This is a genomic window from Blastocatellia bacterium (genome assembly GCA_025055075.1).
Taxonomy (GTDB): domain Bacteria; phylum Acidobacteriota; class Blastocatellia; order HR10; family HR10; genus HR10.
In genome coordinates this window covers 1-15252 of record JANWYV010000046.1, presented here as the reverse complement: position 1 = coordinate 15252, position 15252 = coordinate 1, and the positions used below count along the sequence as shown (strand labels likewise).

The 15252-nt window shown below is 60.9% G+C and carries 15 protein-coding genes and 1 CRISPR repeat array; of the genes, 8 read left to right on the top strand and 7 right to left on the bottom strand.

Translation table 11 applies throughout. The features are described 5' to 3' along the window. Positions 1-286: hypothetical protein (locus NZ746_11205; protein ID MCS6817930.1), on the bottom strand; the 286-nt coding region annotated here is incomplete at its 3' end. 652 nt (positions 287-938) lie between these two features. Here NZ746_11205 and NZ746_11200 point away from each other — a divergent pair. The 6 genes from NZ746_11200 (at position 939) to NZ746_11175 (ending at position 7004) form a co-directional block, all read left to right on the top strand. Beyond that, the gene (locus tag NZ746_11200; protein MCS6817929.1) at positions 939-1298 is read left to right on the top strand and encodes a DUF4258 domain-containing protein; all 360 of its coding nucleotides are present in this window, start codon (positions 939-941) and stop codon (positions 1296-1298) included. A gap of 75 nt (positions 1299-1373) precedes the next feature. Beyond that, a complete protein-coding gene (gene cas1 / locus NZ746_11195; GenBank protein MCS6817928.1) occupies positions 1374-2372 on the top strand; it encodes a CRISPR-associated endonuclease Cas1 in 999 nt (332 codons plus the stop codon). Positions 2373-2374: 2 nt separating this feature from the next. Further along, on the top strand, positions 2375-2668 hold the full coding sequence (gene cas2 / locus NZ746_11190; GenBank protein ID MCS6817927.1) for a CRISPR-associated endonuclease Cas2: 294 nt from the start codon (positions 2375-2377) through the stop codon (positions 2666-2668). 297 nt (positions 2669-2965) lie between these two features. Further along, positions 2966-3391: direct repeats of the CRISPR family, unit length 37 nt; unit sequence CTCGGAAACCAGGACTCGCTTCAAAGAGGATTGCGAC. 598 nt (positions 3392-3989) lie between these two features. Next, positions 3990-4229: a hypothetical protein gene (locus tag NZ746_11185; protein ID MCS6817926.1), complete on the top strand. Its 240-nt coding sequence runs from the start codon at positions 3990-3992 to the stop codon at positions 4227-4229. Between the two features lie 310 nt (positions 4230-4539). Continuing rightward, positions 4540-5766, top strand: a complete 1227-nt coding sequence (locus tag NZ746_11180; GenBank protein MCS6817925.1) for an ABC transporter permease — start codon at positions 4540-4542, stop codon at positions 5764-5766. After that, positions 5763-7004, top strand: coding sequence for an ABC transporter permease (locus NZ746_11175; protein ID MCS6817924.1), 1242 nt, complete (start codon positions 5763-5765; stop codon positions 7002-7004). Before NZ746_11180 ends, NZ746_11175 begins: the two co-directional genes overlap by 4 nt. 21 nt (positions 7005-7025) lie before the next feature. Here the strand turns inward: NZ746_11175 and NZ746_11170 are convergent, their stop codons facing one another. From NZ746_11170 to NZ746_11155, 4 genes are all read right to left on the bottom strand, one after another. Continuing rightward, entirely contained in the window at positions 7026-8789 is a 1764-nt protein-coding gene (locus tag NZ746_11170; GenBank protein ID MCS6817923.1) for a GWxTD domain-containing protein, read from the bottom strand. A gap of 62 nt (positions 8790-8851) precedes the next feature. Continuing rightward, positions 8852-9886: a twin-arginine translocase subunit TatC gene (gene tatC, locus NZ746_11165; GenBank protein MCS6817922.1), complete on the bottom strand. Its 1035-nt coding sequence runs from the start codon at positions 9884-9886 to the stop codon at positions 8852-8854. Continuing rightward, on the bottom strand, positions 9876-10118 hold the full coding sequence (locus NZ746_11160; GenBank protein ID MCS6817921.1) for a twin-arginine translocase TatA/TatE family subunit: 243 nt from the start codon (positions 10116-10118) through the stop codon (positions 9876-9878). Before NZ746_11160 ends, tatC begins: the two co-directional genes overlap by 11 nt. 49 nt (positions 10119-10167) lie before the next feature. Next, complete coding sequence (locus NZ746_11155; GenBank protein ID MCS6817920.1) at positions 10168-11091, bottom strand: LysR family transcriptional regulator; 924 nt, start codon at positions 11089-11091, stop codon at positions 10168-10170. 169 nt (positions 11092-11260) lie between these two features. Here NZ746_11155 and NZ746_11150 point away from each other — a divergent pair, with 169 nt between their 5' ends. Next, positions 11261-12838, top strand: a complete 1578-nt coding sequence (locus NZ746_11150; GenBank protein MCS6817919.1) for a 2-isopropylmalate synthase — start codon at positions 11261-11263, stop codon at positions 12836-12838. Between the two features lie 83 nt (positions 12839-12921). Then, positions 12922-14037, top strand: coding sequence for a 3-isopropylmalate dehydrogenase (gene leuB / locus NZ746_11145; protein MCS6817918.1), 1116 nt, complete (start codon positions 12922-12924; stop codon positions 14035-14037). On the opposite strand, the gene NZ746_11140 is transcribed toward leuB, so the two are convergent. Both NZ746_11140 and NZ746_11135 read right to left on the bottom strand, forming a co-directional pair. Beyond that, on the bottom strand, positions 13995-14768 hold the full coding sequence (locus NZ746_11140) for a hypothetical protein (protein ID MCS6817917.1): 774 nt from the start codon (positions 14766-14768) through the stop codon (positions 13995-13997). The two genes, leuB and NZ746_11140, sit on opposite strands and share 43 nt — an antisense overlap. Positions 14769-14775: 7 nt before the next feature. Next, positions 14776-15252, bottom strand: a 477-nt coding sequence (locus tag NZ746_11135) for a hypothetical protein (GenBank protein MCS6817916.1), incomplete at its 5' end; no start/stop codon positions are given.

The following is a 15252-nucleotide window of genomic DNA, read 5'->3' as shown; positions in this document are numbered from 1 at the left end:
GCAGCGTGCCCCGCAAGCCCCGCCCAGCTACGATCTTCAACCCCGCCGGGAGAGTATCCGTGGCCGAATCCAAAATCGCATTCGTCCCGCTCAACGTCCCGCTCACCAGCAACGTGTCATTTGCCGCCGCCGCCGCCACCGCCGCCGACAAGCTCGGATACGACTGCCGCAGCCGCGGATTCAATACCTGCCCTGTCACTTGCGTGTACACCAACGCGGGCACAAGCAACGATCCCGCTACGCTTGCCGTAAGCGCTAGCTTTACGATTCGTCGTCGCTTCATCATACTCCATCACCTCCGTGCGTATTGCTTCTTGCCGTACCAGCAATGTCTTCGGCGTACATCCGAATGCTACCACAGTTGCAACACGATAATAGAAGCATGCGGCGATGTCAAGGAAATGTTTTCCCCCATCCGTGGGGCGAACGGCTCACGCGAGGAGAAAGGAGCGCGCCCTTCCTCATCGAGCGTGGGGTCGCCGACGATCGCGCCACGCTTCGGGACGAGTTGGAAGCGAACGCTCATCGAAGTACGGCCGTATCGAGTCCGCCCAAATGCGATCCGAAGTCGGCTGTGAGCGAACGCAGCGAGCGCCGTCAAGCTTCTTCGCGCGAAGAGCGAGCCTGGTGAGCGATCCGTCTTTGGGCGGAGCCGAAAGCGGACTTTGGATGAATCCGACTCGATCTCTCCCAAACTCGCGCGGCGAAGATGCCCGACCGAAAGATGGTCTCGATCTCCGCATAAGCTCCCCTGAGCGGACTGGAGCGCTTCGTTGAAAACGCTCGCTCGATGGGCGGCGATCGAGACGGCGTTCGCTGCCGATTCACTCGCGACGGCGCGATCGCGCGCAAGGCGACGAACCCGCGCGCTGGAAATCTTGCAGCAAGATCCCCCCCTCTTCCCCAAACTGACGTCCCCGCCTACAATAGGTCCCATGATGAGTGCGAAACAGAGCTTGAAGGTACGGATCTCGCGCCATGCGGCCCAGCGGTTGGCCCAGCGCGGGATCTCGCTCGGAGATGTGCATCTGGTGCTGCGGCTGGGGCGTCGGCTCCACCGCACCGGGGTGATCTTCTACTTCTTCGGGCGACGCCAGATTCCACGCGGGCTAGAGCGGGAATTGGAGCGATTAGAGGGGACGACGCTCATTGTGGCCGATGGTCGTTTGATCACCGCCTATCGCAACAAGCGCGCCATCGCCGAGATCAAGAAGAAGCCCAAGCGCCGCGCGAAGCGCCCGTTCATCTTCGAAGTGCCCCTCGTCCTCGAGGACACTTTTGAGAAACGCTGCGCCTGAAGCCGTAGCCTGAATCACCGGTGCGAGGGCCTCGGTCAGGTCCTCGCGCCGGCTCCCAAATGAGCCAAATGAGCGATGACTTCCCTGTATCTCATGGAGCAAGGCCTCCTCGTCCGGCAGAACGGCGAACGCTTGATCCTCTACCGCGACAATGCGGCGATCGCGGAAGTCCCCTTGATGAAGATCGAGCGCGTGATCGTCTTCGGTCACGTCCATTTGACGACGGGCGCGCTCACGGCGCTGCTGCGTCATGGGATTGACACGACGTTCCTCTCTTGGCACGGGCGTCTCAAAGGTCGCTTGGTCGCCTTAGAGTCGAAGAACATCCCGCTGCGATGGAAGCAATACGAGCGCGCTCACGATGAAGCCTTCGCTAGCGAACTGGCTCGTCGGATCGTCCGCGCGAAGGTTCAATCCTCCATGCGCGTGCTCTCGCGCTATCAACGGAACCATCCCGAATGGTCGGCGCAGGAGGCGATCAATCAGCTCCAGCGCACGCTGCAGACCCTCGAAGAGCCGCAGTCCCTATCGAGCCTTCGTGGTCTCGAAGGACAAGCGGCCGCAGCTTACTTTCAAGCCTACGGGAGCATGTTCCGGCGCGAGCTACGATTCCGCAAGCGTTCGCGTCGTCCTCCCCGAGATCCCGTCAATGCTGCCCTCTCGCTCGGCTATTCGTTGCTGTTCAACGAAGCCTTGGCCGTCGTCTCTTCGGTCGGCTTCGATCCCTATCTCGGGTTCTTCCACGCTCCCGAATACGGCCGTTGCAGCCTCGCCCTCGACCTCATGGAGGAATTCCGCGCCGCCATTGTGGACCGGCTCGTGTTGACGCTCTTCAATACCGAGGTCCTGGACGCCGCGGATTTCACGACCTCCGAGAACGCCGGAGTGTGGTTCTCGCCCGAAGCGAAAAAACGCTTCCTTCGCGAATACGAGGAGACGATGAAACGCGCCTTCATCTCTCGACACACGGGACATCGGACGAGCTTCCGTCGGCTCTTACTCACGCAGGCCGAGCTTTTGGCGCAAGCTGTCCTCAATGGCGCGGAGTACGTGCCGTATATCGCCGAACCCTGACCATGCCCATCAAGCGCGTCATGTTCTACATCATCAGCTACGACATCAGCGACGACAAACGACGAACCCAGGTCTCCGAGATCCTCAAGGACTTCGGCACGCGGGTTCAATATAGCGTCTTCGAGTGTCTCCTGACCGAGGATCAATTCCTCGTGCTCTTGCGACGCTTGCGATCCCATATTGATCCGGCGACCGATAGCTTGCGGTGTTATCGGCTGTGTCAGGGATGCGTGGACGAAATCATCGTCGAAGGTCGGGGCGATGTCACGCGCGAGGAGGACGTCTACATCTGGTGAAGCTTTGAAAAACTCCCCGTTGACTTTTCAGCCGACTTGGGGTAAAAAAAGGCCATGCCTGAAGACCGGCCTGCTGTTTGGCAACCTGCAAGGGCCCTGGATCAGGGGCAGGAGCCGAAGAGAGGGGGGTAACGGGGGTTATCACTGAGAGGCTAAACCGAGCGATTTCAGTCCCTTATCCGGAAAAAAGCCTTTTCCGAAGGGATCTCTCCGAGGCCCTGTGACAGGGGGGGGTAACCGGGGTTATCACTTTCGGCCTGCTAACCCCTTGAGCCATTGAGACTAAAACCCCACGCTCTCGGAAACCAGGACTCGCTTCAAAGAGGATTGCGACCGAGCCCCAACAAGACCTCCCTCACCTCCCCTTCCGGGACTCGGAAACCAGGACTCGCTTCAAAGAGGATTGCGACAACCCCCTACGAGAACACTCGCGCCAAAGCCCGAGCGAGGGCCTCGGAAACCAGGACTCGCTTCAAAGAGGATTGCGACTACGGCGCCCGCGGACCATCACCATACTGCACAACGATCAACTCGGAAACCAGGACTCGCTTCAAAGAGGATTGCGACTGGCCGCAGATTCCACGGATGTGGCTACGGATTGCGCAGCTCGGAAGCCAGGACTCGCTTCAAAGAGGAGTGCGACTGATCTGTGAAATCTGTGGCCGATGTGTCCGAGAAACCTCATCCTCGGAAACTGGGACTCGCTTCAAAAAGGATTGCGCGTGAAGGGGGAGGCTTGGCGAAGTCTTCCTGAGGATGTCCCTAGTGGGTGGGGAGTGGACTTGTTCACCGAGGTCGTTTTGTGGGATTTAGCTTGAGCATGATGGGCGATGGGGGAGAAGACGGGGAGGGCGGCAAGCGGCTGGCGAGAGACCATTGAAGGCGAGGGACCGACAAGGTCATGAACGATGGCCTCAGGTTGATGAAGATTAGCGGGGTCCGTGGCATATTCCAGTTCGGCCTTTATTGGCGAATACTGGCCTTGGTGGGCATCACATGACGAGAAGCTCTTCTCGGGCATCCGGCGCTTGCCGTGGGAAGATACTTTTTCTCGGCCGCTATAGGGCCTCTTGCCATTTCCGTCCTTGTTGATCTTGCATAGGGTCTTGGGACGATCATCGTTTCCGGCCAGGGTTGATGCTGTTTATGTGGGCATCGGTTTGGCGTTTGCGTTGGCGATGCTGATCGTCCGAGGCGCGACCAGGATTGGCTCCTTTTCTCCGCGCGGCGAGAGAGGCGTTGGAACCGCTCGTGAATAGATTTTGAGGCCGCGAACGCCGTCCAACTGGGTTTCGACCTCGTTCGGGATGTCTTGCCGGTCATGGGCATGGTGTTTCTGGGCGCGTCCATGTTACGGAATCCGCCTTTCGAGCGCGCTTTGGGGATCGGCAGCATTCTGATCGCGCTGGCCATGCTCGTATTCAACCTCGCGACGGCGCCTGTTCCCCCGGCTGAGCTTGTGGATTTGGGGGCATTGGCTGGGCTTTGGTTCCTCATTGTCAGCATCCAGCTTTGGCGTTGCGCACGGACGAGGAAGGTGGCTTGGAGGAAGGTGGCTTGAAGTAGGATCACCGGCGCGCGAAGAGGATGCACTGAGGATGTGCGAGCGTGCCGAGAGGTTTTCTCCATGCTATGGGACCGCGAGCGTCCCGGCCTCGCTTGAGTGTCGGCGATCCCGGTAGCGGTGACTAAGGAGCGCTCGGCAAAAGCTGCTCGGCGAATCGGAGACTCGCTGCAAAGAGGATTGCCCGCTCTTGTGCACCGCGAGCGGCGAGTTCTGTCTCGCCTTCGGAAATCGGGATGCGCGTTGGGGCAAATCGTCGGGAAATTCCTTGATCGGCGAGCGGGCGGGTGGGTATGATCTTCAAGGTATGCGACTTGTGGAAGCGATCAAAGTAGCGCTGGATGCCATTTGGGCGCACAAGCTGCGGAGTTTCTTGACGCTTTTGGGGGTCATCATTGGCGTGATGACGGTCATCCTCGTCGTCATGGCCGTCGAGGGATTCAACGCGTACTTCAACGATCGGATCGCGGATTTGGGCGCCAATGCGTTTGCCGTGCGCAAATTCGGGTTCGTCACCAGTTGGGAGGACTTCATCAAGCAGAACAAGCGGAACAAGGACATCACCTTCGACGACCTGCGGGCCATTTTGGAGAATCCGCGGCGGCGGTATGTGCGAGATGCGGCGGCTGAAGTAGCGACGGTCGGGCAGGTCAAATACGGGGCGCAGACGCTGCAAGACGTGCGCATTCAAGGGGTCTCGTTCAACATGGGGGAGATTGACCGATTGGAGATCGCCGAGGGCCGATACATCAGTCGGGAGGAGGAGGAGCGGAGTCGAGCCGTTTGCGTCGTTGGGGCGGATATTGTCAAGGAGTTCTTCCCGGGAGTGGATCCGCTGGGGCGGGAGATTCGGATCGCCGGACTCCCGTTTCGCATCGTGGGCGTCGCGGAGGAACAGGGGACGATCTTCGGGCAGCCGCAAGATAACTTCGTCATCATCCCGATCTCCACGTTTCGCAAAGTCTTCAGTACGCGCCGTTCCATCGGTATTCGCGTGGCCGCCACCAGCGCCGATGACATCAATCGAGCGGTGGACGAAGTGCGCATGGTGCTGCGCGCGCGTCGCCATCTGAAGTACGAGGAGGAGGACAATTTCGGGATCATCACAGCGGAAGCCATCAATAGCTTTCGCGAGAAGATGCTCGGCACGATTCAGATGGCGACGATCGGGTTGGCCTCGATCGCGCTCGTCGTCGGTGGGATCGTCATCATGAACATCATGCTCGTGTCGGTGACCGAGCGCACGCGGGAGATTGGGATTCGGAAATCGGTCGGGGCGCGCCGGCGAGACATCCTTTTGCAATTCCTCTCGGAATCGGTCACGCTGGCCCTGATTGGAGGGGCGATTGGGATTCTCCTGGCGTATGGGTTGGGGAGATTGGCGGCGGCCGTCTTCGAGATTCGGATGGAGCTGCCCGTGGATTGGACATTGCTGGCGGTGGCGATCGCTGGGAGCGTTGGCTTGATCTCGGGCGTCTATCCGGCTTATAAGGCGGCGCGCTTAGATCCGGTCGAAGCGTTGAGGGCGGAATGACGCGATACGAATTGCACGAGAGCTTCAAGATGGCCATAGCGACGCTGCGGGCGCACAAGCTGCGCTCGTCGCTGACGATCCTGGGAGTCGTCATCGGCGTGACGACGGTGATGGTGATCGCCGCCTTCATCGCGGGCATTCGGATGCAGTTCGAGGAGCTGATTGATAGTTTTGGCACGCGCACGCTCTTCATCTTTCGCTTCGAGCCGGGGATTCGCCTTGGGCGCGTCAGTCCGGAAGAGCGACAGCGGCCGCCCCTCACCTATGAGGATGCGATAGCCATTGCCGAGAATTGTCCTTCGGTCGAGATCGCCGTACCCCTGATCTGGCCACCGCCGATGAATCGGCCACCGGTGCGCTATCGGGATCAGGAGCTGTACACGGTCGAGATCAATGGGACGCTGCCGCAATTAGAGCGCATCGCCACGATTCACATCGCGCAAGGCCGATTTTTCACCGACTGGGAGAACGCGCACCGGCAACCCGTGGCGGTCATCGGCTCTGCCATCGCGGACAAATTCTTCCCGCACATGAATCCGATCGGGAAGACGATTCAGATCGGGGGCAGGGAATTCACCGTCATCGGCGTTTTGGAGAAGCGGGAGAACATCTTCACCAGCGGCGATTCCGGGGAGAACAACCGCATCTACGTCCCCTACGAGACGCTGAAGAAGATGTACCCGCAGCTCGAAGACCATCTCATCATGGCGCAAGCGGCGCCGGGGCGCATGGAGCAAGCCATTGATGAGATCACGGAGCTGCTGCGGCGGCGGCGCAAAGTCCCCTATGACCAGCCCAACAATTTTGGCATCTCCACGCCCGATGTCATTCGCCGGCAGTTCGATCAGATCACCTTCGCCATCGTCGTCTTGATGTTCGCCATCTCGAGCGTGGGATTGCTCGTCGGGGGCATCGGCGTCATGAACATCATGCTCGTGTCGGTGACTGAGCGCACGCGCGAGATCGGGATTCGCAAAGCCATTGGGGCGCGTCGTCGGGACATCGCCTGGCAATTCTTAATCGAGGCGATGGTGTTGACCGGAATCGGCGGCGTCCTGGGGATCCTCGTGGGATGGGGATTGAGCGAGATCGTGCGCGCGTTCCTTCCGACGACCATGCCGATTTGGGCGCCGATAGCCGGGCTCACGGTCTCTATCGGCGTCGGGCTCTTCTTCGGCCTCTGGCCCGCCATGAAAGCCGCGCGCTTAGATCCGGTCGAGGCCTTGCGGTACGAATGATCCCGCTTTACGGCTCCTCGCTCAGTTCTCCTTTCGCTCCGTGAGCGTGAATGTCGCGGTGGGCTCGATCGTTCGCTGAGCCACGTGATCGGTGATGCGAACTTTCAAGGTGTAGGTCCCTGCCGGGAGCGTCTCCGTCGAGAGTGCGCGGGCCAGCACGATCTGTTGCGTCGTGAAGCGCGTGAGGCCGTTCTGTCCGTCCTCTTTGAAACGCATCACTTCGCGGCCATCGCGCAAGAGGATGTACTCGACGTCCACCGCCGGTCGCAAGGTCGTTTGATCCACGCCGGGATTGTAGATCTGGAGATAGATGCCGACGGGATCGCCGTGACGGAAGATGGTGTTCACGTTCGGCCGCACCTTCAGGTTCCCCAAGACGAAGGGACCAGCGGCCACGCGTCCGTGCAACGGCTCGATGCGTTCGGCGAGGATGAGCGAGCTGGTCGAGAGCTGTCCTTCAGCGTATTTCGGCACTTGAATGCCGTGATGCACGACGCCCGTCCGTCCGCTGTTGACGTCTCGAATGACGAGATCAATGACATAGTGGCCGGGCGGGAGGGTCACCTGCCGCTGGTAGATGGACTTCTGCTTCACCCCGATATCGAACACATCGTCCGTGTAGCGCTGCGTGACGACGTCCTCGAAGATCTGCGGACGACGGCCCGTCACCGGACGGATGCGCCCGTGGATATTGACGGTGGCGACGTTATACCCCCCTTCGTTTTTGAAGCTCAGGTCTTGGTTCTCCATGAGGACGGTGATGAGGGTGAGGATGGAGCTATCGGTGATGCGCACGAAATCCACGCGCATCTGGAAGGGCAGCACGTCGAATTCGACTTCGAGCTTGGCATCGGCCAATGTCGCCAGATCATTGAACTTGACCCGAGGCGGGCGCTGCAGATTGGCCAGCAGTTGCAAGCGCTCGAACGGCTGATCTTGCACGCGTTGATGCATGAGCGGATAGCGTTCCCGATTCCCGGGAGAGAAGAAGGGACGATCGGCCTTGGAGGCGAGCCCCAATTGCTCGGCCAGGGTCAATCCGGCGCCGGGGACGAAGAGCAACGCGTCTTTCTCATCCGGGCTTCGAGCGATGCGATACTCGCCCGTCATCGTGGGGTCTACGAACTCGATCTCGATTCCGCTGCCCACGCCCTCGATGTAGCGATAGAACCAGATCTCGAAGGGATAAGTGCTCGTCGTCCCACCTCCTTCCCAGATCGGACGATCATACGTTCCACCGGCCGGATGGCTCTCGATGCTGTCGGGGGGGCCGAACATGATATAGATGCGCCCGCGATCGGTCTTCCACCCCGGGATGCCTGACGAGAAGCGCTCATTGGCATAGGCGATGCGCCGATAATGCTCCTCGCGATATTCGTTCTCCTCGGTATCGGGATTGGGATCGCGCCGGAGCCAGAATTGCTCGATGAACTGCTCCCGCTCCTCATCGGTCTCCAGCTTCAAGAAAGCGGCGCGCTCCTCCTCGGTGATGATCCAGCGCACGTCCTCTTCGAGCCACTTCTTGTAGACTTCGCTCAACTCCGTTCTCCGCTTCCTCTGTCGCTCCTTGTCGTCTTTTTTCTTTTTCTCCTGCTTCTCCTGACTCTGCAGCCGCGGCTTTGCTTCTGGAGCCGAAAAGCCCACGAGTCCTCCAAGAAGCGAGAGCAGAAGCAGGAGCGCCAGCCAAGTGGCTCCCAGAGGCCCTCGCGCCATTCGGACGAGGGAACGCATATACTGCGATCGGCGGGAATAGTGAGATCGCCATATGCCGTGCTTGCCGTTCATCGCTCGCCTCCTGGCCGTGTGATCGTCCGTCGCCTAAGTATAGATGAAGCCGTTCAGTCCTTTCAAGACGAGCGTCGCGCAGGGGCGCGGCTGACGATCCACGCGATGCCGATCGAGAAGAAATAGAGGATGATCATGGGCAGGGCGAAGACCATGAGATTCGCAATATCGCCCGTCGGGGAGATGATGGCCGCCAGGACGAAGATGCCCATCAGGGCGTAACGCCACGGGCGCAGCAACGTCTGCGGAGTGATCACGCCCATGCGCGCCAAGAAGAGGGTGATCGTCGGGATTTGGAAGACGGCGCCCAGACCAAGCATGATGACAAGGATCAGGTCGAAATAATCGCTGGCGCGCAAGAGGGGGCGGAATTCGCTCCCCAATTGGAGCAACCAATCGGCCACGCGCGGGAAGGCGATGTAGTAACCGAAGGCCGCGCCGAGCACGAAGAAGGCCGAGCCCATGATGAGGAAGGGGAGCACGTATCGCCGTTCATGCCGATAGAGGCCTGGCGAGACGAACGCCCAGAGTTGATAGAGCAAAAATGGCATGGCTAGAAAGAGCGCGGCGTAGAAGGAGACGCGGATGTAGAGGCTGAAGGCCTCCTGCACTGTGGTGATGATCAGCTTCTCGCCGGTCGGATTCGCGGCCCGTGGATTGGGTAATCGCGTGCCGGCGGGGATCAAGCCTTGATCGGTCATCCAGGGCTCGGCCAACACGATCGCCAGGCCCTCGCCCTGCTTCTCGACGCGCGCGGGAACGGGCGTGCCCGCTGAGATGACGCGCCTGCCGATGCGCACTTCTTCCGGGAGCGAATATTGGAAGCGATCTCCAGGGCGCCATTCGTACGGCTGCGGTTCCAAGGCCGTGCGAACGCCCGCAGCTTCCGCACGCGCGAGGGCTTCTCGCACGGGCACTTCCAGGAATTGAAAGATCGGCTCGCGGAAGAACCAACAGCCGATGAGCAGAATGAGAATGGCCAACGCGCATCGGAGCAGTCGCTGCCGCAGCTCCTCCAGGTGCTCCAGCAGCGACATCTCCGTCCCGGCCAGCTCGTCCTCGACCTTTGGCTCCAGGTCTTCGGTCTTAAGACTCACGGTCTTCCTTCAACTCTGCGTTCGATCCCGATGGGGAAGCGGGGGGAGACCACGTCGAGGCGCCCAATCGCTTCTCCTCCATGAGGATCTCTTCCTCCCAGGAACGCTTGAACTCCTCCGAAGCACGGCGGAATTGGGCGAGGCTCTGGCCGATCGAACGCCCCAACTCGGGCAGCTTGCGCGGCCCGAAGAGAATCAAGGCGATCGCCAGGATGAAGAGCAATTCGGTCATGGACAGGCCGCCGAACATCGCGCTCGCTCCTTCTGGCGTCCGCTCACGCTTATACTATGGGCTGAGCGCCGTCGCTCGTCAAGCGCGCCTTGGGGGCCATGGCCTTGAGGACCTCCAGGAACTTCTGCGCCGCATGCGAATGGACCTTGTCCCGTAGGTAGATGACCCGCAGCACGCGCCGATAGCGAAAGCCCTGAATCGGGACAGTCGCGAGCTTCCCTTGCTGAAGCTCCTCCTCGATGCACATCCTGGGGACGAAGGCCAATCCCAATCCCATCTTCACGAACTCCTTGATCGTCTCGATGCTCGTCAGCTCAATGACGATATTCAGCGGAACGCGCGCTCGGCGGAAGGCCTGGATGACGCGCTCGCGCGCCGGGGAGCGCACGTTGTGGGCGACGAACGGCTCCCCTCCCAAGTCCTTCAGGCTGATCCGTTCTCGCGCAGCGAGCGGATGTCCGGGCGGCAAAATGAGCACCAATTCGTCCTCCAGGATCGGGAATGAGGCCAGCTCGCTGTCGTTCGGATCGAAGGAGACGATCCCGAAATCGAGATTCCGCTCCTTGATCTCATACGGCAAGCGTTCGGAGAAGGAGCGGTAGACCTCGATCTTGATCGAGGGGTAGCGCTGGCGGAAGGCCAAGATGATCCGCGGCAGCACGTAGAGGCTCGTGCTCTCGTTGGCGCCGATGGTGATCCGTCCCGTATGGAGTTGCCGCAGCTCTTCGATCGTCCCAATGGCTTCGCGACGGAGGTTGAGGATCTTCTGCGCGTACTCAAAGAGAATGCGGCCGGCCTCGGTGAGCGTGACCTCTTTTTGCGATCGATCGAAGAGCAGGGCGCCAACCTCTTCCTCCAACTTCTTGATGGCGATGCTGAGCGCCGGCTGGGTGCGCGCCAATTGTTCGGCCGCGCGCGAGAAGCTGCGCGCGCGGGCGATGGCCACGAGCGCTTCCAGTTGTGCGAATTCCATCGCGTCGTCCTCCAGCGTCGAAGCGCCTCCATTGTAGCATAACCGCCGTTAATTGTCAGCGAAAAAGAATAAATTTTACAAACCGCCCGAGAGCGGCTACACTACAGCTCCGCCCGCGTCCGAATGCGCCGCGGGTGCAGAAGTCTTCGAGGTGAGGAGGGAGAGCGAGATGGCCGAACGCATCATCATCTTCGATACGACCTTGCGGGACGGAGAGCAATCGCCCGGCTGTAGCATGAACGTCGAGGAGAAGCTGCGCATGGCGCGGCAATTGGACGCGCTGGGGGTGGACGTCATCGAGGCGGGCTTCCCCATCTCCTCGGACGAGGATTTCGAAGCCGTCAAACGCATTGCTCAGGAAGTCCGCCGTCCCATCATCGCCGCGCTCGCGCGAGCGGTTCGCGAGGACATCGAGCGCGCCTGGCAGGCGCTCTGTTATGCCGAGCGGCCGCGCATCCACACGTTCATCGCTACGTCGGATATTCATCTGCAGTACAAGCTGCGGAAGACGCGCGAGCAAGTTCTGGAAGATGCGTGTCGGGCCGTGCGTCTGGCCAAAAGTCTGTGCGATGACGTCGAGTTTTCGGCCGAGGATGCCACGCGCACGGATCTCGACTATCTCTGTCAGGTCATCGAGGCCGTGATCGCCGAGGGAGCGACGACGATCAACATTCCCGATACGGTGGGCTATACAATCCCCAGTGAGTTCGCGACGATCATCCGCACGCTCCGTGAGCGCGTGCCCAACATTGATCGCGTCACCTTGAGCGTCCATTGCCATAATGATCTCGGGCTTGCCGTGGCGAATTCCCTGGCCGCCATTCAGGCGGGCGCGCGTCAGGTTGAGTGCACCATCAACGGCATCGGCGAGCGAGCGGGCAATGCGGCCTTGGAGGAGATCGTCATGGCGCTCAGAGTCCGACACGATCTGCTTCCCTATACGACGGGCATCCACACGGAGCAGATTTACAAGACCAGTCAATTGCTCAGCAACATCACCGGCGTTTTCGTGCAGCCGAACAAGGCGATCGTCGGCCGCAATGCGTTCGCGCACGAATCGGGCATCCATCAGGATGGCGTGCTCAAGCACAAGCTCACTTACGAGATCATGACGCCCGAATCGGTCGGGATCAAGCAGAGCACGCTCGTGTTGGGGAGGCATTCGGGGCGCCACGCCTTGCAGAAGAAGTTCGAGGACATGGGGTATCGGTTGAGCCGCGCCGAGCTGGACAAGGCCTACAAGCTCTTCATAAAACTCGCGGAGCGGAAGAAGGAGGTCTACGAGGAGGACTTGCTCGCCATCTTGCAGGATGGGCTTCGCGATATTCCGGAGACTTACACGCTGCGGCTCGTGCAATCGCTGGCGGGAAATCCAAAGGCAGCGACGGCGACGGTCGTCTTGGAGCGCGGCGGGCAGACCTTCATTCAATCGGCGGCCGGGGATGGGCCGGTCGCGGCCGCCTATGCGGCCATTGATCAGATCACGGGGATGAAGGGGCAGCTTGTGGATTACGCGATCCGCTCCATCGGACGCGGGGCGGAGGCGCTCGGCGAAGTGTTCGTCCACGTGGATTTCGAGGGGAAGGTCTTCACGGGACGGGCGGCGAGCACCGATATCGTGGACGCGAGCGCGCGCGCGTATCTGCATGCCGTCAATAAGGCGCTACACGCGCGGGAGCGACTCGCGGCCCTTCAGGCCGAGGAACGGGCGATGTCTTTGGGCGATGCGTCTGCCGTTGAGTCATGAGCTGGAGAGCGCGAGCGGGATTTTTTCTCCATGCTGCGCTCTCGTGCTTTTCGCGCGCCTCTCGATTTCCAGGAGAGCATGGGATGGCCTCAGAAGGCGTTCGCGGACGTTCGTTTCGTCTGGCCGTTTTGCCCGGAGATGGCATCGGGCCGGAAGTGGTCGCGCAAGCGGTGAAGGTCCTCCATGCGATCGAGGAGCTCTACGGGCATCGGTTCGAGTTGGCATATTTCCCAATTGGCGGAGTCGCGTTGCGAGAGGTGGGCGTGCCGCTCCCCGAGGAGACTCGCGAGGGATGTTTGCGCTGCGATGCCGTACTGCTTGGGGCCGTTGGCGCTCCGGAATTCGATGCGAATCCACCGCCGTTGAAACCCGAGACGGGATTGCTCGAGCTGCGGCGGAGCTTGGGCGTATTCGCGAATCTTCGCCCCGCCGTCTTACACGAACCGCTCATCGAAGCTTCGCCGCTTCGGCCCGATGTCGTGCGCGGGACCGATCTGCTCATCGTGCGCGAATTGACGGGGGGACTGTATTTCGGCACGCCGCGGGGAATCGAGCGGGATGCTGCGGGGCAAGAGATCGCCATCAATACGTTGCGCTACAGTCGGAGGGAGATCGAGCGCGTGGCGCGCGTCGCCTTTCAAGCGGCCGCGCGTCGGCGACGCAAAGTCACGTCCGTGGACAAGGCCAACGTGTTAGAAACCTCGCAACTGTGGCGTCGCGTCGTCACGGCAGTGGCTGCAGAATTCCCCGATGTCGAGTTGGAGCACGTCTACGTGGACGCATGTGCGATGTACCTCGTGGCGAATCCCCGCCGCTTCGACGTCATCCTGACCGAGAACATGTTCGGCGACATCTTGAGCGACGAGGCGGCGATGCTCACCGGTTCCATCGGCATGCTTCCTTCGGCTTCCATCGGGGGGCGCATCGGCCTATACGAACCCGTGCATGGCTCGGCGCCGGACATCGCTGGCAAAGATATCGCCAATCCATTGGCCACGATCGCGTCCGTCGCCATGATGTTTCGCTATTCGTTCGATCTGTCGGAGGCGGCGGCGGCGATCGAGCGAGCGATCGCACTGGTTTTGGAACGGGGCTATCGCACGGCGGACATCTACCGCGGCGAGGGGCAACTGGTCGGGACCGAAGCGATGGGGGATCAAGTTGTCGCGCTCTTGCGAGAGGTGATCTCCTCGGCATGAGGGCGGCGGACCGATGGGCCCCAGCATGCGCTCACGATCGGAGTGACTTCGGAGAAGATCGCGAGCACAGCTTCCAGGATCTCGCGGCCTTCCATGGCGTGGATCTCCTCTTGGCTGATGGGGTAGAAGAGCTGAAACCCGCACCACTCCCGAGCTGGAGCTCGGGCGATCACGCGGCGGATGGCAGACAGGTCGGTGAAATTCGCCGCCGTGAACTCGCGACCTCGAGCCCAACTTCCGACGAAGATGTGGAATCCATCGTGCATCACTAACTCAGTGAGCGCGCGGGCCATCGCTTGGCTCTGCTTCAAGAGGGCGAGCAAGCGATGCCAATCCCAATTCGCCCGCAACCGGCAGTGCTGGAAGTCCGGTGGGGGGAGCACATATCCGCGCTCGACCTGCATCCCCGCTTGAAGGGCGCGTTCCTCGCGCTCCAGCGCGACGAAGAACTTCGCGCATCCGAAGCTCGCTTTCGTTTGGCGGGCGGCTTTCGGGAAGAAACCGATCCATTGCCAATACAGTCCGCGCCCCCATCGGACGGTGACAAATGGCTCGCCGAACGCTGCCTCTAGGGCGAACTTCAGAAGACGCGTCAGCCGCTGCTCCGGCCCGAGCTTTCCGATGCGGATCCCGCGCTCGAAATCGAGATATTCTCGGCGGAAGTCGGCTGCCGGTGGGAGGGAGAATCGCAGGCGTTGGGTCGGAAGATCGAATGGGGCCGTCCGCGGCATATCGCGTCTATGGTCGAGCGTCTTGTCGAGGCGCAGCGCCATCGAGCGGAAGGCCGAGGGCCGACCAGAGATCGGCAGCGCGAATCGCCTCCGGAAGTGGTTTCACAGTCGTGAGCACGAAGCCTTCGGTTTGCGCCCGGCGCAAGTTCCCATGCGTTGCTCGCAAGACGGCGAGCAGATCGAAGATATCGCTGCCATCGTAATAACCGTCTTCGAGGCTCACGAGCACACTGGCTGGGTGGCGGACATAGCTCGTGAGCCCCTCCCAGAGGCGGCGAAGCGCATCCGGATAGCTGTGGGCGTGTGTGGCGGCGAAGAGATCAGCATCCGCGACGAATCCCTCGTCGTCCATGCGTCCTTCAGCGCGCAGTTGGTCGAGGATCGGCTTAAGAAGCAGCGGGTCTCCCGCGAACGTGAGGTAGCGGTAGCGATCGCCACGCCGTTCGATGCGCGCGCGCCCGCGCGGCCCGACGACGTAGACCAT

Bases quoted from the DNA above. Each gene is read 5' to 3' on its own strand.
- NZ746_11200 (MCS6817929.1), top strand. From the start codon at position 939: ATGAGTGCGAAACAGAGCTTGAAGGTACGGATCTCGCGCCATGCGGCC.
- cas1 (MCS6817928.1), top strand. From the start codon at position 1,374: ATGACTTCCCTGTATCTCATGGAGCAAGGCCTCCTCGTCCGGCAGAAC.
- cas2 (MCS6817927.1), top strand. From the start codon at position 2,375: ATGCCCATCAAGCGCGTCATGTTCTACATCATCAGCTACGACATCAGC.
- NZ746_11185 (MCS6817926.1), top strand. From the start codon at position 3,990: ATGGGCATGGTGTTTCTGGGCGCGTCCATGTTACGGAATCCGCCTTTC.
- NZ746_11180 (MCS6817925.1), top strand. From the start codon at position 4,540: ATGCGACTTGTGGAAGCGATCAAAGTAGCGCTGGATGCCATTTGGGCG.
- NZ746_11175 (MCS6817924.1), top strand. From the start codon at position 5,763: ATGACGCGATACGAATTGCACGAGAGCTTCAAGATGGCCATAGCGACG.
- NZ746_11170 (MCS6817923.1), bottom strand. From the start codon at position 8,789: ATGAACGGCAAGCACGGCATATGGCGATCTCACTATTCCCGCCGATCG.
- NZ746_11160 (MCS6817921.1), bottom strand. From the start codon at position 10,118: ATGACCGAATTGCTCTTCATCCTGGCGATCGCCTTGATTCTCTTCGGG.
- NZ746_11155 (MCS6817920.1), bottom strand. From the start codon at position 11,091: ATGGAATTCGCACAACTGGAAGCGCTCGTGGCCATCGCCCGCGCGCGC.
- NZ746_11150 (MCS6817919.1), top strand. From the start codon at position 11,261: ATGGCCGAACGCATCATCATCTTCGATACGACCTTGCGGGACGGAGAG.
- leuB (MCS6817918.1), top strand. From the start codon at position 12,922: ATGGCCTCAGAAGGCGTTCGCGGACGTTCGTTTCGTCTGGCCGTTTTG.
- NZ746_11140 (MCS6817917.1), bottom strand. From the start codon at position 14,768: ATGCCGCGGACGGCCCCATTCGATCTTCCGACCCAACGCCTGCGATTC.